Source organism: Streptosporangium sp. NPDC002607 (assembly GCF_053592655.1).
On record NZ_JBSFWD010000015.1, the window covers coordinates 110920 to 130212 of the forward strand.

21 protein-coding genes are annotated in these 19293 nt (G+C 69.2%); 13 read left to right on the forward strand and 8 right to left on the reverse strand.

Features of this window, described 5'->3' with window-relative positions; all coding sequences use genetic code 11:
* Positions 1 to 109: 109 nt before the first annotated feature.
* From ACWD3H_RS19125 to pknB, 7 genes are all read left to right on the forward strand, one after another.
* Positions 110 to 850, forward strand: a complete 741-nt coding sequence (locus ACWD3H_RS19125; protein WP_350913967.1) for a DUF3662 and FHA domain-containing protein — start codon at positions 110 to 112, stop codon at positions 848 to 850.
* A gap of 17 nt (positions 851 to 867) precedes the next feature.
* The gene (locus tag ACWD3H_RS19130) at positions 868 to 1335 is read left to right on the forward strand and encodes an FHA domain-containing protein FhaB/FipA (RefSeq protein ID WP_350913965.1); all 468 of its coding nucleotides are present in this window, start codon (positions 868 to 870) and stop codon (positions 1333 to 1335) included.
* Positions 1332 to 2657, forward strand: a complete 1326-nt coding sequence (locus ACWD3H_RS19135; RefSeq protein WP_451955897.1) for a Stp1/IreP family PP2C-type Ser/Thr phosphatase — start codon at positions 1332 to 1334, stop codon at positions 2655 to 2657. Before ACWD3H_RS19130 ends, ACWD3H_RS19135 begins: the two co-directional genes overlap by 4 nt.
* Before the next feature lie 4 nt (positions 2658 to 2661).
* On the forward strand, positions 2662 to 4041 hold the full coding sequence (locus ACWD3H_RS19140; RefSeq protein ID WP_355566172.1) for an FtsW/RodA/SpoVE family cell cycle protein: 1380 nt from the start codon (positions 2662 to 2664) through the stop codon (positions 4039 to 4041).
* Positions 4038 to 5495, forward strand: coding sequence for a peptidoglycan D,D-transpeptidase FtsI family protein (locus tag ACWD3H_RS19145; RefSeq protein WP_451955898.1), 1458 nt, complete (start codon positions 4038 to 4040; stop codon positions 5493 to 5495). Before ACWD3H_RS19140 ends, ACWD3H_RS19145 begins: the two co-directional genes overlap by 4 nt.
* A complete protein-coding gene (locus ACWD3H_RS19150; RefSeq protein ID WP_451955899.1) occupies positions 5492 to 6985 on the forward strand; it encodes a serine/threonine-protein kinase in 1494 nt (497 codons plus the stop codon). Before ACWD3H_RS19145 ends, ACWD3H_RS19150 begins: the two co-directional genes overlap by 4 nt.
* An 82-nt stretch (positions 6986 to 7067) precedes the next feature.
* A complete protein-coding gene (gene pknB / locus ACWD3H_RS19155) occupies positions 7068 to 8921 on the forward strand; it encodes a Stk1 family PASTA domain-containing Ser/Thr kinase (RefSeq protein WP_451955900.1) in 1854 nt (617 codons plus the stop codon).
* Positions 8922 to 9099: 178 nt separating this feature from the next.
* Here the strand turns inward: pknB and ACWD3H_RS19160 are convergent, their stop codons facing one another.
* From ACWD3H_RS19160 to ACWD3H_RS19170, 3 genes are read right to left on the reverse strand one after another with little or no spacing between them, the layout of a single operon-like run.
* Positions 9100 to 9672 (reverse strand): anthranilate synthase component II, encoded by a 573-nt coding sequence (locus ACWD3H_RS19160; RefSeq protein ID WP_350913953.1) that lies wholly within the window; start codon positions 9670 to 9672, stop codon positions 9100 to 9102.
* Positions 9672 to 9827, reverse strand: coding sequence for a hypothetical protein (locus ACWD3H_RS19165; protein ID WP_350913951.1), 156 nt, complete (start codon positions 9825 to 9827; stop codon positions 9672 to 9674). The genes ACWD3H_RS19160 and ACWD3H_RS19165 overlap by 1 nt, the downstream gene beginning before the upstream one ends.
* 39 nt (positions 9828 to 9866) lie before the next feature.
* Positions 9867 to 10499 carry a class E sortase gene (locus ACWD3H_RS19170; RefSeq protein WP_451955901.1) on the reverse strand — a complete coding sequence of 211 codons (633 nt, stop codon included), beginning with the start codon at positions 10497 to 10499 and terminating at the stop codon, positions 9867 to 9869.
* Positions 10500 to 10711: 212 nt separating this feature from the next.
* Here ACWD3H_RS19170 and ACWD3H_RS19175 point away from each other — a divergent pair, with 212 nt between their 5' ends.
* The gene (locus ACWD3H_RS19175) at positions 10712 to 10957 is read left to right on the forward strand and encodes a cell division protein CrgA (RefSeq protein ID WP_355566193.1); all 246 of its coding nucleotides are present in this window, start codon (positions 10712 to 10714) and stop codon (positions 10955 to 10957) included.
* Between the two features lie 49 nt (positions 10958 to 11006).
* On the opposite strand, the gene ACWD3H_RS19180 is transcribed toward ACWD3H_RS19175, so the two are convergent.
* Together ACWD3H_RS19180 and ACWD3H_RS19185 are read right to left on the reverse strand one after the other, a co-directional pair.
* Positions 11007 to 11882, reverse strand: coding sequence for a rhomboid family intramembrane serine protease (locus tag ACWD3H_RS19180; protein ID WP_350913946.1), 876 nt, complete (start codon positions 11880 to 11882; stop codon positions 11007 to 11009).
* Between the two features lie 151 nt (positions 11883 to 12033).
* Positions 12034 to 12570, reverse strand: a complete 537-nt coding sequence (locus ACWD3H_RS19185) for a peptidylprolyl isomerase (protein ID WP_343970656.1) — start codon at positions 12568 to 12570, stop codon at positions 12034 to 12036.
* A 206-nt stretch (positions 12571 to 12776) separates the two neighbouring features.
* Between ACWD3H_RS19185 and ACWD3H_RS19190 the strand changes: the two genes are divergently transcribed.
* Together ACWD3H_RS19190 and ACWD3H_RS19195 are read left to right on the forward strand one after the other, a co-directional pair.
* On the forward strand, positions 12777 to 13325 hold the full coding sequence (locus tag ACWD3H_RS19190) for a hypothetical protein (RefSeq protein ID WP_355566198.1): 549 nt from the start codon (positions 12777 to 12779) through the stop codon (positions 13323 to 13325).
* A gap of 163 nt (positions 13326 to 13488) precedes the next feature.
* Complete coding sequence (locus ACWD3H_RS19195) at positions 13489 to 14580, forward strand: hypothetical protein (RefSeq protein WP_451955902.1); 1092 nt, start codon at positions 13489 to 13491, stop codon at positions 14578 to 14580.
* Between the two features lie 137 nt (positions 14581 to 14717).
* Here ACWD3H_RS19195 and ACWD3H_RS19200 read toward each other — a convergent pair whose 3' ends face one another.
* On the reverse strand, positions 14718 to 15299 hold the full coding sequence (locus ACWD3H_RS19200) for a hypothetical protein (protein ID WP_451955903.1): 582 nt from the start codon (positions 15297 to 15299) through the stop codon (positions 14718 to 14720).
* Between the two features lie 124 nt (positions 15300 to 15423).
* On the opposite strand from ACWD3H_RS19200, the gene ACWD3H_RS19205 reads away from it, so the two are divergent.
* The 3 genes from ACWD3H_RS19205 to ACWD3H_RS19215 all read left to right on the forward strand — a co-directional run bounded on the left by ACWD3H_RS19205 (position 15424) and on the right by ACWD3H_RS19215 (position 17912).
* Entirely contained in the window at positions 15424 to 16092 is a 669-nt protein-coding gene (locus tag ACWD3H_RS19205) for a response regulator transcription factor (protein ID WP_355561553.1), read from the forward strand.
* A gap of 1 nt (position 16093) precedes the next feature.
* Positions 16094 to 17461 carry an ATP-binding protein gene (locus tag ACWD3H_RS19210; protein WP_451955904.1) on the forward strand — a complete coding sequence of 456 codons (1368 nt, stop codon included), beginning with the start codon at positions 16094 to 16096 and terminating at the stop codon, positions 17459 to 17461.
* 64 nt (positions 17462 to 17525) lie between these two features.
* A complete protein-coding gene (locus tag ACWD3H_RS19215) occupies positions 17526 to 17912 on the forward strand; it encodes a Rieske (2Fe-2S) protein (protein ID WP_451955905.1) in 387 nt (128 codons plus the stop codon).
* Positions 17913 to 18041: 129 nt separating this feature from the next.
* Here the strand turns inward: ACWD3H_RS19215 and ACWD3H_RS19220 are convergent, their stop codons facing one another.
* On the reverse strand, positions 18042 to 18482 hold the full coding sequence (locus ACWD3H_RS19220) for a hypothetical protein (protein WP_451955906.1): 441 nt from the start codon (positions 18480 to 18482) through the stop codon (positions 18042 to 18044).
* Entirely contained in the window at positions 18479 to 19180 is a 702-nt protein-coding gene (locus ACWD3H_RS19225; RefSeq protein ID WP_451955907.1) for a helix-turn-helix transcriptional regulator, read from the reverse strand. Before ACWD3H_RS19225 ends, ACWD3H_RS19220 begins: the two co-directional genes overlap by 4 nt.
* Positions 19181 to 19293: the final 113 nt, after the last annotated feature.

The following is a 19293-nucleotide window of genomic DNA, read 5'->3' on the forward strand; positions in this document are numbered from 1 at the left end:
CGATCCTCCTAGATGCGAAAGCGGAGCAGCTGGGTGCGAGAGAGCGAGGACCGAGCCAACGAGCCCCCAAGCGGCCGCGACCACATAGACGGAGGAGGGGAGGTACCCGGTGGGAGTCCTTCAGCGTTTCGAGCGGAGGCTCGAAGGCTTGGTTGAAGGGGCCTTTGCGCGGGCGTTCAAATCTGACCTTCAGCCGGTAGAGGTCGCCAGTGCGGTCCAACGAGAGATGGACGAGCGGGCGGCGATCGTCGCCCAGGGGCGCACTCTCGTGCCCAACGACTTCGTGGTCGAGCTGTCCACGACCGACAGCGAGCGACTGGAGGTCTACGCGGACAGCATCAGCCACGAGCTGGCCAACCTCGCCAGGGAGTACGCCAAGGAACAGGGATACTCCTTCGTGGGACCGGTCAGGGTCCGCTTCGAGACGGCAGACGACCTCGCGGTCGGCCTGTTCCGCATCCGCTCGGGCGTGATCCGTGGCGCGACGGTCGAGCAGGACGAGATCCGCCAGCCGGTGAGCGACGTGCCCACCGCCAAACCGCACGCGTTCGGAGGCCGCCCCCGCCTGCTGGTGTCCACCCAGGACGACCCGCAGGGCCAGCGGTCCTTCGACCTGACAACCCCGGTGACCCTGCTCGGCAGGGGCACCGACTGTGATCTACGGCTGGTCGACCCGGGTGTGTCCCGGCACCACGCCGAGCTACGGGTGGAGGGTCCCCAGGTCGCGCTCGTCGACCTCGGCTCCACGAACGGCACCTTCGTCAACGGCCAGCCGGTTCGCCGGGTCGAGCTCCAGAACGGCACTCGCGTGACGCTGGGGCGAACGACTCTGGTTTTCCGGCGCGATTAAAGGTAAATAGACGGTCCATGTCCGAGCTCACGCTGCTGCTGATCCGGCTCGCTTTCCTCGCGGTGCTGTGGTTCTTCGTGATTGCCGCGGTCGGCGTGATCCGGACGGACTTGTTCGGATCACGCACGGCCGCCGTCGTCCCCGCGCGCAAGGTTCCCAAGCCGGTGAAGCCCGCGGCCAAATCCAAGAAGGGGGAGCCACGGCAGATGGTCGTCACCGGTGGCCCCCTGCAAGGCACCACCATTACCCTCTCGGAGACGCCCATCACCATCGGCCGGGCGAACGACGCGACGCTGGTAGTCAGCGACGACTACGCCTCCAGTCGGCACGCCCGGCTCTTCCCCCAGGACGGTCAGTGGATCGTGGAAGATCTCGGCTCGACCAACGGCACTTATCTCGACCGCTCAAAAGTCACCCGTCCGACTCCGGTGCCGCTCGGTGTTCCGATCCGCATCGGTAAGACCGTCATCGAATTGCGCAAATGACCATCGCACTCCGTTACGCCGCCCGCTCTGACGTCGGCCTCCTCCGCGAAGGCAACGAGGACTCCGCCTACGCCAGCGGCCGCCTGCTCGCCGTCGCGGACGGCATGGGCGGCCACGCACACGGCGAGGTGGCCAGTTCGGTCGCCATCGCCGCGATGTCCTCACTCGACGCGGACGCCCAGGGAGGTGACCTGCTCAGCACCATCGAGGCAGCGGTACGCGACGCCAACCGCAAGCTGCACGAGATGGTGGGCCGTGATCCCAGCCTCAAGGGCATGGGCACCACCCTCACCGCCATGCTCTGGTCCGGAACCAGGGTCGCCCTGGTCCACGTCGGCGACTCCCGGGCCTACCTGCTGCGCGCGGGAGAGCTCTACCAGATCACGCACGACCACACGCTGGTGCAGTCGCTGGTGGACGACGGCCGGATCACCGCCGAGGAGGCCGCCACCCACCCACAGCGGTCGATCCTGCTCCGGGCGCTCGACGGCAGCGGTGAGGTCGACCCCGACCTGTCCCTGCGCGAGGCCCAGGTCGGCGACCGCTACCTGCTCTGCTCCGACGGCCTGTCCGGGGTGGTGAGCGCGGAGACCCTGCACCACACGCTCTCCACGATCGAGGATCCCGACGGGGTGGTCCGCACCCTCATCGACCTGGCCAACCGGGGCGGTGGTCCGGACAACATCACCTGCGTCCTGGCGGACGTGCTGGAGGTGGACGAGAGCTTCGTCCCGCGCACCGAGGCGGCCGTGGTCGGTGCCGCCGGCTCCGGCATGCCACGGTCCCAGCCACCGGACACCCCGGCAGGACGTGCCAGCGCGGTCACCATGCCGCAACCGGTCATCGCCGACGACGATCCCGACGAGCCGATCATCAGGGCCGCCGCCAGGCCGGCCAAACGTCGCCGACTGTGGCCCCTTGTGGCCGCGGCGGGCGGTGTCATCGTCATCGGAAGCGGCCTAGGCTGGTACTTCGGCGGGCAATGGCTGGACGATCAATACTTCGTAGGGGCCAGAGGTAACGAAATCGTGGTTTTCCAAGGCGTGAAGACCAACCTCGGCCCCTTTGAGCTTTTCGAGGTCGCCCAGAGCACCGCAGAATCGATCACGACCCTTGGTGCGTTCCAGCAGGGCCAGGTCCGCGACGGCATCCCCGTCCCCACCGTCGAGGCAGGCCTGAAAAAGATCGAAGAGCTGAAGTCGTCCGCGGCCAAGGCCGAAGACAAGGCCGAGGAGAAGACCGAGCCGACCACATCGCCGAGCGCCTCCGCGTCCTCCACGCCCCGCACCCCCAGGGCCCCCGAACCCGCAAGGTCACAGTGAACCCATGAGCACCCCTAGCGCCGAGCCTGTCCCGCTTCCCGCCAAACGGCGGTTGGCCCAGCTGGCGATGCTCGCATTCGCGGTCGCCATCGTGATGCTGGCGTACGCCAATGTGGGGCTGGCGCTCGACAACCAGGTCCCCGCGGGCATGCTCACCTACGGCCTCGGCCTGGGCGGTCTCATGCTGGCCGCCTACCTGGTGCTGGCCAAGTTCGCACCCTGGGCCGACCCGCTGATCCTGCCGCTGGTGACACTGATCAACGGCCTCGGGCTGGTGATCATCTATCGGCTTGAGGCGGCCGGCATGGACGGAGCCTCGGCCACCAACCAGCTTCTGTGGACCGCCGTCGGGGTCGTCATGTTCTCCGTGACGCTGATCGTGCTGCGCGACCACCGCGCGCTGCAGCGTCTGACCTACACCGCGGGTGCCGTCGGCCTGGCCCTGCTGGTCTCGCCGCTGCTGCCGTTCCTCGGTCAGGAGATCAACGGCGCCCGCATCTGGATCGGCATCGCCGGCTTCAGCCTCCAGCCGGCGGAGTTCACCAAGCTCGCCCTGGTCGTCTTCTTCGCCGGTTACCTGGTCGCCAAGCGCGACGTGCTGGCCCTGGCCGGGCGGCGGCTGCTCTTCATCGACCTGCCCCGGGCCCGCGACCTCGGCCCGGTGCTCATCACCTGGGGCCTCAGCCTGGGCGTGCTGATCCTGCAGAAGGACCTCGGCTCCTCGCTGCTGATCTTCGGCACCTTCATCGCGATGCTCTACATCGCCACCCAGCGCACCTCGTGGGTGCTCATCGGCATCCTGCTCTTCGTCGGCGGGGCAGTGCTGGCGGGGCTCATCTTCGATCACGTCGCGGCCCGCTTCGAGGTCTTTCTCAACCCGGAGGACCCGGAGCTGTACGAGCGCACGTTCGGCGGCAGCTACCAGCTCATGCAGGGCCTGTTCGGCATGGGCCAGGGCGGCGTTCTGGGCACCGGTCTCGGCCAGGGCCACCCCAACCTGATCCCGCTCTCCTTCTCCGACTTCATCTTCACCGCCGCGGGTGAGGAACTCGGCCTGACCGGGCTGATGGCCCTGCTGATGGTCTACGCCCTGCTGGTGGAGCGCGGCCTGCGCACCTCGATCGCGGCCCGCGAACCGTTCTCCAAGCTGCTGGCGGGCGGCCTGTCGTTCATCCTGGCGTGGCAGGTCTTCATCATCGTCGGCGGCGTGACCAACCTGATCCCGCTGACCGGCCTGGTCACCCCGTTCATGTCCCAGGGCGGATCGGCGCTGCTGGCTAACTGGATCCTTATCGCGCTGCTGGTACGCATGTCGGATACGGCGAGGAAGCCTCCGCCCCAGGCCATCCAGGACGAAGGAATGACGCAGGTGTTCCAGCGATGAACGGTCCCCTCAAGCGCGCGGCCCTGGCCTGCCTGCTCATGTTCGGCCTGCTCATGATCAACGTGAACTACCTGCAGGCCGTGCGGGCGGAGGACCTGCGCGCCGACTCGCGCAACACCCGCAACTTCTACGCCCAGTACGAGGTCGAGCGCGGCCGGATCACCGCGGGCGACAAGGTCCTCGCCGAGTCCGTCGACACCGGCGACGCCAAGTTCCGCTTCCAGCGGCGTTACCCCGAGGGCAAGCTCTACGCGCCCATCACCGGGTTCTTCGCACCTGAGAGCCAGCGCGACATCGAGCGGACGGAGAACCGCCTGCTCAACGGCACCAGCGCCGACCTGCTGATCCGGCGGAGCATCGACCTGTTCACCGCCAAGCGGAGCAAGGGCGCCAACGTCGACCTGACGATCAACCCCAGGGCGCAGGAGGCCGCCTACAAGGCGCTGGGCGCCAGCGGCAAGAAGGGCGCGCTGGTCGCGATCGAGCCGAAGACCGGGGCGATCCTCGCCATGGTCTCGATCCCCACCTACGACCCCAACCCGCTCTCCAAGCCCGACAAGGCCACCGTCAACGAGGCCTACAACAAGCTGGACAAGGACAAGGACAAGCCGCTGGTCAACCGGGCCATCGAGCGCACCTATCCGCCGGGCTCGACCTTCAAGGTGGTCACCATGGCGGCCTATCTGGAGAGCGACGACACCCTTGGCCCGGAGACCCAGGTCGACGCGCCGCAGGTGCTCGACCTGCCCAACACCACCGCCGACCTGCCCAACTACGGTGGCGCGGCCTGCGGTGCCGGGCGCGTGACGCTCTCGTTCGCGCTGGAGAAGTCCTGCAACACCCCGTTCGGCAAGATCGCCATGGAGCTCGGCTACGACGCGCTGCGCGACCAGGCCGCCAAGTTCGGCATCGGCGGCGAGCCGTTGTCGATCCCGCTGCCGGTCGCGGGGAGCGGGATCGGCCCCGAGGAGGACCTGGCGGCCCTCGCCCAGGCGTCGATCGGCCAGCGCAGCAACCAGATGACCCCGCTGCAGATGGCCATGATCGCCGCCGGCATCGCCAACAACGGCGTGGTCATGAAGCCGTACCTGGTAAACAAGATCGCGGATGCCGAGGGCGGCGAGATCGAGACCGCCGACCCCGACGAGCTGGACACCGCGATGAGCGAGGACAACGCGCGCAAGCTCCAGGAGATGATGGTCAACGTCGTCAACAAGGGCACGGCGAGCGCGGCGCAGATTCCGGGCGTGACGGTCGGCGGCAAGACCGGCACCGCCGAGACCGCCAGGGGCCAGGCACCCCACGCGTGGTTCATCTCCTTCGCCCCCGCCGAGGACCCCAAGGTCGCCGTCGCACTGATCGTCGAGTCCGGAAGCGCGGGTGACGACGCCTCAGGTGGTCACACCGCCGCCCCGATCGCCAAGAGCGTGATGGAAGCGGTGCTGGGTAGATGACCGCGTTGCTCGGGGGCCGATACCGCCCGCTGGGGCGTATCGCGTCGGGCGGCATGGGCGAGGTGTGGCGGGCCAGGGACGAGTTGCTCGGCCGCGAGGTCGCGGTGAAGCTGCTCCGTGCGCACGTGGCGGAGGATCCCGCCTTCCGGCAGCGCTTCCGCTCCGAGGCCCGCATCGCGGCCGGGCTGTCCGACCCGGGTATCGCGCAGGTCTTCGACTACGCCGAGAGCGACGGCGTCGCCTACCTGGTGATGGAGCTGGTGCCCGGCGAGTCCCTGGCCGGCATCCTGGCCAGGGACGGCGCGCTGAGCCCCAAGGTCACCCTCGACGTGGTCCATCAGACCGCCAGGGCCCTGCAGGCCGCGCACCGCGCGGGGGTCATCCACCGGGACATCAAGCCCGGCAACCTGCTGGTGACCGAGGCGGGCGTGATAAAGATCACAGACTTCGGCATCGCCAGGGTGCTGGAGGCCGCGCCGGTCACCCAGACGGGAGTGCTACTCGGCACCGCCCAGTACGTCAGCCCCGAACAGGCGTCCGGCGAACCGCTGACGCCCGCCACCGACATCTACTCCCTCGGGGTGGTCGCCTACGAGTGTCTGGCCGGCCGGGCGCCGTTCCTCGCCGAGACGCAGGTGGCGATCGCTCTCATGCACATCGGCGAGCCCCCGCCGCCGCTCCCGGAGAGCATCCCGCCCGCGGTCCGTGATCTGGTCATGGCGTGCCTGTCCAAGGACCCGCTGCGGCGCCCGGCCGGCGCCAGGGAGCTGTCGGAACGGGCGGACGTGCTGCTCGACGCACTGGCCGCCACCGACGCCACCGGTCTTGGCATGCTCACCGACCCCTCGGGCTGGCGCGCCGAGCCCGCGACCGAGTGGCCGCAGGAGATCACCTCGGCCATGGCCGCACCCGTCGGCCCCGCCGCAGGTGCGGGCGCGGGCGCGGGTTCCGGGGCGGGTTCCGGGGCTCGCGCCGGTGCGGGCGGAGGTTCCGCGGAGGGCGCCGGTGGGGGTGCCGGGGCGGGCGGGACGCCCCCGGGTACCGGGCCTGCGCCTCATGGGCGCCGTCGCCCGCGCCGGAGAACAGTGATCGTCGCCGTGATCGCGGCGTGCGCCGCCGCGGTCGGGTTGGGCTCTCTGGCGGCCTACGAGCTGACCGGCCGGCCTGGCGGCAGCGAGCCGGAGAAACCGGTCGTACCGTCGAGCCCGGCTATCGAACCGCCGACGGCCACGCCGAGCCGGAGCGCGTCTCCGACGAGCAGACCACCTGTCTCGCCGACGAAGACGGTCCGCCCCTCGGTCACGCCGTCGGCTACGGTAAGCACATCGGCCACGCCCACCGCAACGCCGAGTACGTCACCACCGCCCAGCCCCAGCCCCAGCCCGACGATTCCCACCCCGACGCCCACCACCCCGACGGTGACACCGAGCCCCACACCGAGTACGACTCCCGAACCCGGCGATACAGACCAGCCGAATGGGGAGACGTGATGCGGCAACGGGTCGATGATGGACACCGGTGGCCCAAGAGCCCACCGGCACCCAAGATGAACGGTAAGGGACAGTGCAGGAAATGACTCAGCCCCGACGCCTCGGCGATCGCTACGAGCTTGACGGCGTCGTCGGGCGTGGCGGCATGGCCGAGGTCTATCGCGCCCGAGACATCCGGCTGGATCGGATCGTCGCCATCAAGACCCTCCGCGCGGACCTGGCCAGGGATCACATCTTCCAGGCGCGGTTCCGCCGGGAGGCTCAGTCCGCCGCGTCGCTGAACCACCCGTCCATCGTCGCGGTCTACGACACCGGCGAGGACGTCTCAGAGGGTGCGCCCGTTCCCTACATCGTGATGGAGTACGTCGACGGCCGCACGCTGCGCGACCTGCTCCGGGCCGACCGGCGGTTGCTGCCCGAGCGTGCCGCCGAACTGGTCGACGGGATCCTTCGGGCGCTGGACTACAGCCACCGTGGCGGCATCGTCCACCGGGACATCAAGCCGGCGAACATCATGATCACTCGCAACGGCGACGTCAAGGTCATGGACTTCGGCATCGCCCGCGCGATGGCCGACTCGGCCGCGACCATGACACAGACCGCCCAGGTGATCGGCACCGCCCAGTACCTCTCGCCGGAGCAGGCCAGGGGCGAGCGGGTCGACGCCCGCAGCGACCTCTACTCCACCGGTTGCGTGCTGTACGAGCTGCTGACCGGACAGCCCCCGTTCACCGGCGACTCGCCCGTCGCGATCGCCTACCAGCATGTGCGCGAGGAGCCGATCCCGCCGTCGCAGATCGACCCCGACATCCCCCAGTGGGCCGACGCCATCGTGCTCAAGGCGATGGCCAAGGACCCGGCGCACCGCTACCAGAGCGCCGGGGAGATGCGGGCCGACATCCAGCGGGCGATGTCCGGCATCCCGACGGACGCCCAGACCATGGCGATGTCCAACAACTACGGCTCGGCCACCCGGACGATGCAGGCTCCCGGGCCCGGCGGCCCGGCTACCCAGCGCACCACCGCCGTCCCGGCGTACGAGTACGGCGAGGAAGGGGGCGGGCGCACCGGCGAGCGCGGCCGGCGCCGGCAGCAGAGCAGCAACACCGCGGTCAAGACCGCGGCGTGGATCCTCATCCCCCTGCTGGTCATCGGCGCCTTCGTCGGCGTGGGCTACATGTTCCTCAGCTCCCCCGGCACCCCCACCGCCTCGGGCAAGGTGAAGATCCCTCCGCTGGCCTCGCAGACCATGGAGGCGGCGACCAAGGCGCTGACGGACCTCGACCTGAAGGTGAAGACGGTCCAGGCGTTCGACGAGGAGATACCGAAGGGTTCGGTGATCGACACCGAACCGGCGGCCGACACCGAGGTGGACAAGAACTCCGAGGTGACGCTCAAGGTCTCCAAGGGCATCGAGAAGGTCGAGGTGCCTTCCGTGCTCAACATGACCGTGGAGGACGCCAAGCAGGCCCTTGAGGACGCCGGCTTCCAGGTCAGCCTGCAGAGCAAGCCCTCCAGCCGGAAGCAGGGCATCGTCTTCGAGACCCTGCCCGAGGCGGGCAAGAAGGCCAACAAGGGCAGCACCGTGCGAATCTACGTGCCCAAGGAGGCGGTGGAGGTCCCGAGCGTGGTCAACCTCACCGTCGGGGACGCCAAGAACATGCTCAAGGAGGCGGGCTTCAAGTGGAAGGTCGTCGAGCAGCCGAGTGACCTGCCCAAGGACACCGTGCTGAGCCAGTCTCCCGAGGCGGGCGGCAAGTACCAGCCGGGGACGACGATCACGCTGATCGTGTCGAGCGGGCAGGCGCCCCAGCCGACCGAGCAGCCGACCTACCCGTCCGAAGAGCCGACCATTCCCGACGAGCCGACGGACGACACGCCCACGCAGCCCGACGACGGCACCATCTTCGACGAGTCGCCACCCGACGGGACCTGACCCGGAACACATGGCGAGCACATGAGAAGGCCCTCGCGATCGCGGGGGCCTTCCTCGTTCCCCGTGACCTTCCGGCATCGCCTGTGCGAGAGCCCCGAAACGGGGAAGAGCCCTTCCGCCACTCGGGGGCGATGGCGGAAGGACTCTCACTGGTCAATCGCCCAGGAAGGGCGCCGCGTTACAACAATCTTTCCAGCCAGTTTCCGAGCAGCCGATGACCGTGTTGGGAGATCACCGACTCGGGGTGGAACTGCACGCCCTCGACGGGGGCCGTACGGTGGCGCAGGCCCATGATCACGCCGTCACCGGTGGTCGCGGTCACCTCAAGGATCTCGGGAACCGTCTCGGGCAGGACGGCCAGCGAGTGGTAGCGCGTCATGGTCGTCGGCGACGGCAGGCCGGCGAAGACGCCGCGCCCGTCGTGCGTGATCGCACTGGTGCGGCCGTGCACCAGTTCGGGGGCCCGCGAGACGGTCGCGCCGTGGGCGATGGCGATGGCCTGGTGCCCCAGGCAGACGCCGAGTAGCGGGATGCCGTGGGCCTCGCAGTAGCCGACGAGCGGGACGCTCACGCCCGCGTTCTCCGGGGTGCCGGGACCGGGGCTGATCAGAACCCCGTCGAAGCCGGCTGCGTCCTCGACCCTGACCTGGTCACGCGGCCGCACGTCGCAGGTGGCGCCGAGCTCACGGAGGTACTGGACGATGGTGTGGACGAAGCTGTCGTGGTTGTCCACGACCAGGACGCGGCTCATCAGCCCACGCCGGTCGGGTCGAGGGAGATGCGGGGTTCGATCCAGGGGAACACGAAATACCAGAGTACGGCCGCGACCAGGGCGACCAGTACGGCGGCGGTGAACACCCTGACCGCGAGGTTTCCGGGAAGCAGCCGCCAGATCCAGCCGTACACGAGACTCCTTCTCCGGGTTGTCGGGGTTGGTTGCCGGGGCTATTCGGGTCGTCCGAGGCGGTCCTGGCTCCGGTCCAGCGCGCCGAAGACGACGAGCCGCTGGGCGGCCGAGTACTTCGGGTGGCAGGTGGACAGGGTGATCGTCGCCCTGGTCGGCGTCTTTCCCGGCTGGTCGGGGACCGGGGCGATGACGCCGATCTCGGTGGGGTCGACGACGCGCCTGCCGGTGACCCGGTAGGTGTAGCGGGCCTCGCGGGCGTCGAGCACGATCTGGTCGCCCCGCTGGAGCTCGTCGATGCGGCCGAACGGGGCGGCATAGGTGGTCCGATGGCCCGAAAGAACGAAATTACCGATTTTTCCTGGCATGGCGGTTCCGGGGTAGTGCCCCGGTCCCATCCGCAGCCGGTCCTGGTCGACGCCCTCCACGACGGCGTACCGGTAGTCGTCGCCGAGCCTGGGAATCGACAGCAGCGCGACCGCCCCGCCCAGCCGGACCGGACCGGGCCCGTGTCCCCGGCCGGCCTTCCCCCCCTCGATGAGCTGCCTTTGCAACAGCACCTGCTGCTCCGCGGTGTAGGAGCCGGTGCCCCACAACAGGTAGGCGCAGAAGAGCAGGATGACCAGGCCGGCGGTGATGCTCAGATCGCCCATGACCCTCAACACGGCTCTCACGAAGGGCAAGGCTAGCGACGGGACACCCGCCCGGCGGGAACGGATCACGGGTCCGGCAGAACATTTGCCGCAGTATGGTGCCTCACGGAATCGCCATGGCCCACCTGCGCGGACTATCCTTACACGGGACTTCACCCACTAGCGACTACGCTAATCGACATGGCCTGCGCACGGTCCGGATCGCGCAGGGTTGACGCAGGAGAAGAACCCCAGTGCCCAAGCCCAAGACTCGCAAGAAGCCGGTCTACACCCCGCCGCAGACCTCACAGCAGATCAAGATCAGCCCGCGCTGGCTGGCGCCGGTCATGGTGACCTGCTGGATCGTCGGCATCCTGTGGATCGCCGTCTACTACGTGGCGCCCACCGCGCCCGTTTTCGGCGCCCTCCAGAACTGGAACCTGCTGGTCGGGTTCGCCTTCATCATCCTCGGTGTGATCCTGTCCACCCGCTGGCGTTAGCCTTTTCCACAGGCATTATCCACACCCTGGGGAAGCATCAGGGTGTGGATCAACCGTAGATACCGAGTTCGGCCTGGACGGCGAACGGCGGCAACGCCAGCACCAGCGCGACCAGAACGACCAGCATCGCCGCGCAACCTCCCCACTGGACGGCGTTGCGGTTCCTGGCCGGGGCGAAGGCGAACACCGCCGCGACCAGGGAGCCGGCGATCAGGCCGCCGAGGTGTCCCTGCCAGCTGATGCCGGGGATCACGAAGGTGATCACAGCGTTGATGCCGATCAGCCAGAGCACACCCTGGACGTTGTAGCCGAGCTTCCTGCCGAGCACGAACAGCGCGCCGAACATGCCGTAGATCGCGCCCGAGGCACCGACCGCGGCGATGCCGAACAGGTAGACCGCGACGGACCCGCCGATCGCCGCGAGGAGATAGAGCGTCAGGAACCTGGCCGAGCCGAGGCGCCGCTCCAGCTCGGGACCGATGACGTAGAGAGCCCACATGTTGAACACGATGTGGGTCAGGGCCCAGCCGCCACCGCCGAGCGGCATGTGCAGGAAGGCCCCGGTGATCAGGCGCCACCACTCACCGTCGTAGGCGACGGCGTAGGAGTTCATCGTGAAGTTGGCCAGCACCCAGTCGGTGCGCACGGTCTCGGCGAAGTAGGCCAGGACGTTGAGAACCAGCAGCGCCCAGGTGACCCGGGGCGTGACGACCGCCCGGCCGCCGAACACCGACTGCGCCTGCCTCATGCCCCTGTTGCCCTCCGCCACGCACTCGGGGCACTGGAAGCCCACCGCGGCCTCGCGCATGCAGTCGGGGCAGATGGGGCGCTCACAGCGCTGGCAGCGGACGTAGGTCTCACGCCCTGGATGCCGGTAGCAGTTGGGGACAACGGTGTCGGGGTCGCTGGACGGCTGGGTGGTCATGGTCTGTGGCTGGCCCCTTCGCGCGTTCTGTTATCCCCAGACTGCCAGCCTATTCACGATCCCGAGTGCCCGTACACACATAAACGGCGACTGAGCGACGCCGGCCGGAAACGCGAACGGCGGCCTCCCCAGGAGGCCGCCGGGCGAGAGATCAGCTCTGCACGCGCTCGATGGTCACCGATTCCAGGACCACGGGCTCGGTGGGACGGTCGCGGGCGTCGGTGTCGGTCTTGGCGATGGCGTCCACGACGTCCTGACCCTCGATCACCTCACCGAAGATGGTGTGCTTGCCGTTCAGGTGCGGCGTGGGCACCACGGTGATGAAGAACTGGGAGCCGTTGGTGCCGCGGCCCATCTGGATGCCCGCGTTCGCCATGGCGAGCAGGTACGGGCGGTTGAAGTAGAGATCCGGGTGGATCTCGTCGTCGAACTTGTAGCCGGGACCGCCGACACCCTGACCCAGCGGGTCGCCACCCTGGATCATGAAGCCCGAGATGACCCGGTGGAAGATGGTGCCGTCGTACAGCTTGGCGGTGGACTTCTGGCCGGTCTCCGGGTGCACCCACTCGCGGGTGCCCTCGGCGAGCTCGACGAAGTTGCGCACGGTCTTGGGCGCGTGGTCCGGGAAGAGCTGGACCTTCACGCTCCCGCGATTGGTGTTGAGGTTCGCGATCAACTTCTCAGCCATGATCGGACTGCCCCCTTCAGGTTGTGGCAATGCCTATGCAACGTATTGCTTTTGTAGCGCTTTGACGATTTCGGCCGGAGCCGATCCCTCATGCATCCTCCCACGGGCCGTCATGATTGAGCCGTCTTCGAGCGGGAAGGGGTGGCGACGGGGCCCCAACGAATGGGGAGGTTGTTGTGCCTCTAGCACTGTTTGGAAAGCGCCACATGAAGATCGTGGCTCCGGAAAGGCGGCTGCGCCACGCGAAGGCTCAGGCTGTCCTCGTCGTGGATCGGGTCAGCCCGCTGGCCAGCCAGGCCCGCGACGTGGCCGGCCAGGCCTTTGGGATGGCCGATCATGCTCGCAACGTGGCCGGTGAGAAGATCATCGTCGCACGCGGGTGGGCGGCACCGAGGCTTGACGCCGCCGCGCACTCGATCGAGGAACAGCTCGCGCCGAAACTCAGCGCCGCGCTGTCCCAGGCTGCCGCGAGGATTGATCCCAAGCCCACCAAGTCCCGCGGATGGCCGATGGTCCTGCTGGTCACCGGCGTCGCGATCGGAGCGGCGGGCTACGCGCTGTACCGCAAGAACGCCGACCAGTGGGCGGACACCCTGAAGGACAGCACCTCCGACGCGTCCCAATGGGTGGGACACAAGATGGGGGCGATGGCGGGCAAGGCCTCCGACGTGACGGACGACGCCACGTCGAAGGCCGAAGAGATCGGCGGCAGGGCCGACGCCAGGGCGGAGCACACGTCCAAGAAACTGCCCTAGCGGTACGGCGTACCCGGGTCGGCCGACCACGGCGTACGTCACCTGTCAGCGGTATGGCCCGCGCCTTCGAAGGCGCGGGCCATACCGCTGTGCGGACCGCGCACCATTGACCGATTCACCAAGCGCTTGTTAGAACGTGTTCCTGAGACAGAAGGAGCACCCGATGACGCTGTCGCCCCTCGACGACCATCCCGTACACCAGTCACCCGAGGTGATGCGGCACGTCACGACCTCGGACCGTAACTTCTACGACCGGTACTACTTCAACTGTCACGCCGGATCCGACGAACTGATGCTCATCGTCGGCCTCGGGCAGTATCCCAACCTCGGGGTCACCGACGCGTTCGCCTGCGTACGCCACCGGAACCTGCACCGCGTGGTCCGGGCCTCCCGGGAACTCGGCGACGACCGGATGGACACCCGGGTCGGCCCGTTCCGGGTCGAGGTGATCGAGGGGCTCAGGCGGTTGCGGGTGGTGCTCGACCCCACCGAGCACGGCCTCTCCTTCGACCTCAGCTGGGAGGGCACCATCCCGGCCACGCTGGAGCCCCGGCACTTCTTACGCCGGCAGGAGCGCGTGCTGTTCGACTCCTCCCGGCTGGCCCAGACCGGCAGGTGGAGTGGGCACATACTGATCGGCGACGAGCGCGTCGAGGTCACCCCGGACCGCTGGCAGGGCACCCGCGACCGCTCGTGGGGCATCCGCCCGGTCGGCGAGCCCGAGCCCCCCGGCATCCAGGCCCGCGACGCCGGTACCTTCTACTGGCTCTACACCCCGATCCAGTTCGACGACCACGCCATCCTGTGCATCGTCCAGGAGGACGAGAAGGGCCGCCGGGTGCTGGAGGAGGCGGTGCGGGTGTGGGGGTTCGGCACCCCGAGGCAGGGCGAGGAGGAGTATCTCGGCCGTCCCGAGTACCGTCCGACGTACGCGGAGGGCACCCGGGACGTACGAGAGGCGACGATCTCCTTCTCTCCGCCGGGTGGCAAGCCCTTCGACGTGCACTGCACCCCGATTCTCCCGGTGCACCTGATGGTGGGCACCGGATATGGCCTGGAATCGGACTGGAGGCACGGCATGTACCAGGGGCCGGAACCGGTGGTCCAGGGCGTCACCCACACCCTTCCGGAGGACGCCGCCACGATGTGGGGTCTGGTCGACGCGGTCGGCCGCTTCGAGTACGACGGCCACGTCGGTTACGGCCTGTACGAGTACTGGGCCCTGGGCCCGCACCCGACCTTCCCCGAGGACTGAACCGCACCGGCCCCCCAACACGATACGGCCTCCCGGGACGCTCCCCGATCGTCCCGATCGGCTGCGAGCCGGCCGGAGTCACTCCCGCACGGGTTTCCCCGGCCGGCTCGCAGGTCTTTGGGATCACCCCCGCGGAGCTACTCCTTCTTGGCGCAGGTGACGACGGGGGCGCCCTCGGCGGGCGTGTTCGTGACCTTGACCGCGGCGCCTCCGGGCCCCTCGACCCTCTCGGCCGCCTCGACCTTCTCGGCCTTCCTGGCCCCCTCGACCCTCTCGGCCCCCTCGTGAACGTCATCGAGGATCACGGTCATCGCCACGGCCTCCGGGGCCCCGGGCACCGCAGGCACCGAGGGAGCGGCCATGACCTTGACGTCCTTGCCGGGAGTCACGCCCTCGGGAAGCGGAGAGAGCACCTTCGCGTTCTCCCCTTCCGCCCGGGTGCTCCTGAAGACCTTGACCTGGCCGCTCGGCACCCCGGCCTCGTCGGCCCGTACCAAGGGCGCGGCGGGCGACGATCCGGCCTTCTCCAACTCCTTGACCTCGGCCTCGGTCAGCCGGCGCGTTATCAGGGTCGCCTGGCCGCCGCCCTCGCACTGGATCTGCACGGTGCCCTCCTTGGGACCGGGCGTGGGCGTGTCGTCGGCGTTGGCGGCCCCGGTCAGGGTGGCCATCAGTGCCCCCGCGGTCACCACGGCGGCGGCGAGCATGCGGATACGCATGGGTGTTCTCCTTGTCAGGCGGATCTGGAGATCACAGACTCCCGCCCGCTGCCTGAACCCAGCCTGAAGACGGCAGAAATCATCTTCAGGTTGGCTTTAGGCGGAGTGCGGCACTCTAAGCGGTATGCGTGTGCTGCTGGTTGAGGACGAGAAACGTCTGGCCCATCTGCTGAAGGACGGGCTGGCGGGCGAGGGGTTCGCCGTCGACGTGACGTACGACGGGCGCGACGGGTTGTGGATGGCGACCGAGAACCCGTACGACGTGATCGTGCTGGACGTCATGCTGCCCCGGATGAACGGCTACACCGTCTGCGCCAGGCTCCGCGACGCGGAGAACTGGACGCCGATCCTGATGCTCACCGCCAAGGACGGGGTGCACGACGAGGCAGAGGCCCTGGACACCGGCGCGGACGACTTCCTGTCCAAGCCGTTCTCCTACGTGGTGCTGCTGGCCCGGCTGCGCGCGCTGGTACGCCGGGGCGGCCACGCCAGACCGGTGTCCATCGTGGTCGGCGACCTGACCATCGATCCCGCGGGGCTCCGCTGCCGCCGCGGGGAGGTGAACATCCCCCTCACCCCCAAGGAGTTCGCGGTGCTGCACGGCCTGGCACGCAGGCAGGGCGAGGTGGTCTCCAAGAGCGAGCTGCTGGCCCAGGCGTGGGACTTCTCCTACGACGGCGACCCGAACATCGTGGAGGTCTACATCAGCGCGCTCCGCCGCAAGATCGACTCTCCGTTCGGCCGCTCGTCGCTGGTGACGGTGCGCGGCGCCGGCTACCGGTTGGAGGCCTGAGGTGGCGTCGCGTCTGTCGGTGCGGCTCCGGGCGACCCTCGCGGCCACCGCCATCGTCGCGGTCGCGCTGGGCGTGGCGGCCGCGGTGCTCGTCGGCGTGCTGACCGGGAGCCTGGCGCGGAGCGCCTCCAACGAGGCCGTCCGCCGTGCCGACGCCACCGCCAAGGTGCTCGCCGGCGGCGTGGCGGTCGCCGGAAAACCCGCCGATGTTGTCAGTCTGGCGGAGACGACTCTCCTCGACCCCGACGTCAAGATCCTCACGTACCCCGCACCGCTGGTTTCCGAGCTTTCGGTCCGAAGCCCGGCCGCCACCGCATCGCCCGGGGAAAAGTCCCCGGCAGTCGTGCGGGACTTCCAGGGCGGCACCGCGGCCCAGCCCGCCGAGGTGGCGCAGTGGGCGCCCGGAGACGACTTCGCCCTGGCCACGATGCCCGTGGACGCCGCCGACGGCGTGCTGGTCGTGCAGGCCAGGGCGTCGCTGGAGCCGACGGGAGACGCGCTGCGGGCACTGTGGGGCCTGCTGCTGCCCGGCATCCCCGCGCTGCTCCTGCTGGTCGCCGTCCTGACCTGGCTCGCCGTCGGCCGGGCACTGGCACCGGTCTCGGCCATCCGTACCGAGATGGCCGACATCACCGCCAGCGACCTGCACCGGCGGGTCCCCGTACCGCGGTCGCGCGACGAGATCGCCCGCCTCGCCGAGACCATGAACCGCACGCTCGACCGCCTCGAACTGGCGGTCAGCCGGCACAAACGCTTCGTCGCCGACGCCGCCCACGAGCTCCGCAGCCCGCTGGCCATCCTGAGGACGCGCCTTGAGCTGGCACCGCCGGGGCCGCTGGCGGCCGAGGCGCTGACCGACGTGGAACGGATCCAGGTGCTCACCTCCGACCTCCTCCTGCTCGCCCGCCTGGACGCGGCAGAGCCCGTCTGCCACGAGGAGGTGGACCTCGGCCAGGTGACCGCCGAGGAGGCGGCCCGATCGCGGCCCAGGCCGGAGATCAGGGTGACGCTGGAGGTGGCGGCCGACACGGTGGTCCTCGGCTCGGCCGGGCAGTTGCGCCGCCTGGTGGCCAACCTGGTGGACAACGCCGTACGTCACGCGAACTCCGCGGTCACCGTCCGGCTGGCATCCGACGGCGGTGAGGCGGTGCTCGACGTGTGCGACGACGGCCCCGGCATCCCCGCCGAGCACCACGAGGCGGTCTTCGACAGGTTCACCCGGCTGGACGAGGCCAGGGACAGGGACGCGGGCGGATCGGGCCTCGGGCTGGCCATCGCCAGGGACATCGCGGTACGGCACGGTGGCAGCCTGCGCATCGCCGGGGAGGATCGCGGAGCCTGCCTGCAGGCCCGCTTTCCTGTGATATGAACCACACACGCGATCCATTCGTCCCCCCGGGAGGCCCGCCATGCCCACCCCCACCCGTCGATTAATGATCTTCAGAGGCCTCGCGGGCGGCGCCGCCGCCGCGATCGCGTCGGCCATCGCGTTGGTACGCCCGGCCGAGGCGACCGAGGAGGCCGGAGAGACCGCCGGTCCCGTGCTCGCCAAGACCAGCAGCATCCCTGTCGGCGGTGGCCGGATCATCAGCGGCAGATGGGTGGTCACCCAGCCCGTCAAGGGCACCTTCCGCGCCTTCAGCGCCAAGTGCACCCACCAGGGCTGCGCGGTCGCCACCATCCGCGGCGGGATCATCAACTGCCCCTGCCACGGCAGCAGGTTCCGGATCGCCGACGGCTCGGTGGCCAGGGGGCCGGCCACCCGGCCGCTGGCCCGCAGGAAGATCAAGGTCTCCAAGGGCGTCATCCGGCTCGGCTGATCGGCCGGTGCTCCCCTGGATCCCGTACGGGGATGTCTTCGTGACGTCCGCGAGCATCCCCGTGCGCCCCAGAGGGATACACCCGGCGTTTTCCGGCTCTGCGGATCCGGTACCGGAAACGCCGTGCGCTCAGAGCAGGTGTGTACGGCAGCCCAGTTCGTCGCCGATCCGCCGGAGCCCCACGGTGAAACCGTCGCTCGCGCTCCTGTCGAAGCCGAAGAAGAAGCGGTTGGCGAGCGGCACGCCCCACCGTCCCCGGGTCGCGACGTTGCGGACCCGGTGGGTGAGCAGGGTGCCCTCCGAGTTCGGCTCGACGGCGTACTCCCCGCGGTACCACCAGCCGCCCTGGAAGGCGATGGTGTGTTCGCCTACCTCGACGGTCATGGTGTGTATCGGCGTGCTGAGGGTGAACCGCTCCGGGCCGCCCGCCACGACGCCGCCGTGCTCCGCCAGCAGCCAGACGTTGTCCGCGCCGACGGGCCCGGGACGCACGGCCAGCAGCAGCCGCTCCACCCGGCCTACCGGGGCCTCGATCACCCCGGCCGCCTCGAACAGCGGGGTGGACTTCACAGTGAGCTCCCAGGGGTGTTCAGCCGGGCGGCGTCGTCTCCGGGGGGACCGGGCGGTTCTTGGTCCTTCTCCTGCTCTTCGCGCGGACGGGGCGATTCATCGTCCTCGTCGATCCAGCCCGGCAGCTCACGGTTGAGGCTGCCGGTCCAGGTGATCTCGCCCGACTCCAGCCGGACGAGGAGACCGCGTACCCAGTCGAGCTCGGCGGCGCGCAGGGCGCGTTCGCATTCGAGCTCCAGCAGGAGCACCGGGGGCAGCCCACTCTCGGTGAGCCCTTTCAGATTGGCGTCGGCCGCGACGACCCTCCCTTCGAGGGTGGCGGCCCTGACCCGCAGCGCCCGCTCCACCTCGGCCTTCGGCAGGCACCCCATCAGCGAGATCGCCGCGGTGAAGGTGAGGCTGTCGGGCCCCACCTGCTCAAGCAGCCGCCGCAGCCGGGTGGCGAGCTCCGCCCTGCCCTCATCCGTCAGCTCGTAGACGGTGCGCTCCGGTCTCCGCCCCTCCCTGCTGGTCTGGACAGCCGCGATCAGCTCGTCCCTGACCAGACGGTCGACCGCGTGGTAGAGGCTGCGCGGCAACCCGGTCACGTAGTCCTTGTGGGTGTCGACGACGAAGCGATGCATCTCATAGGGGTGGCTCGGCCGGACCGAGAGCAGCGCGAGCACGGTCAGCCGGACCAGATCGACGCCCCGTGCCATGGCCACTCCCCGCGCTCCGTGTAGTGCAAAATTCTTTATTGCAATCTGCACTATATAGGTACACCGCACGCCGTACCAGACCCTGCGTTCTCGTACGGCTCGCGAGCGGGTCA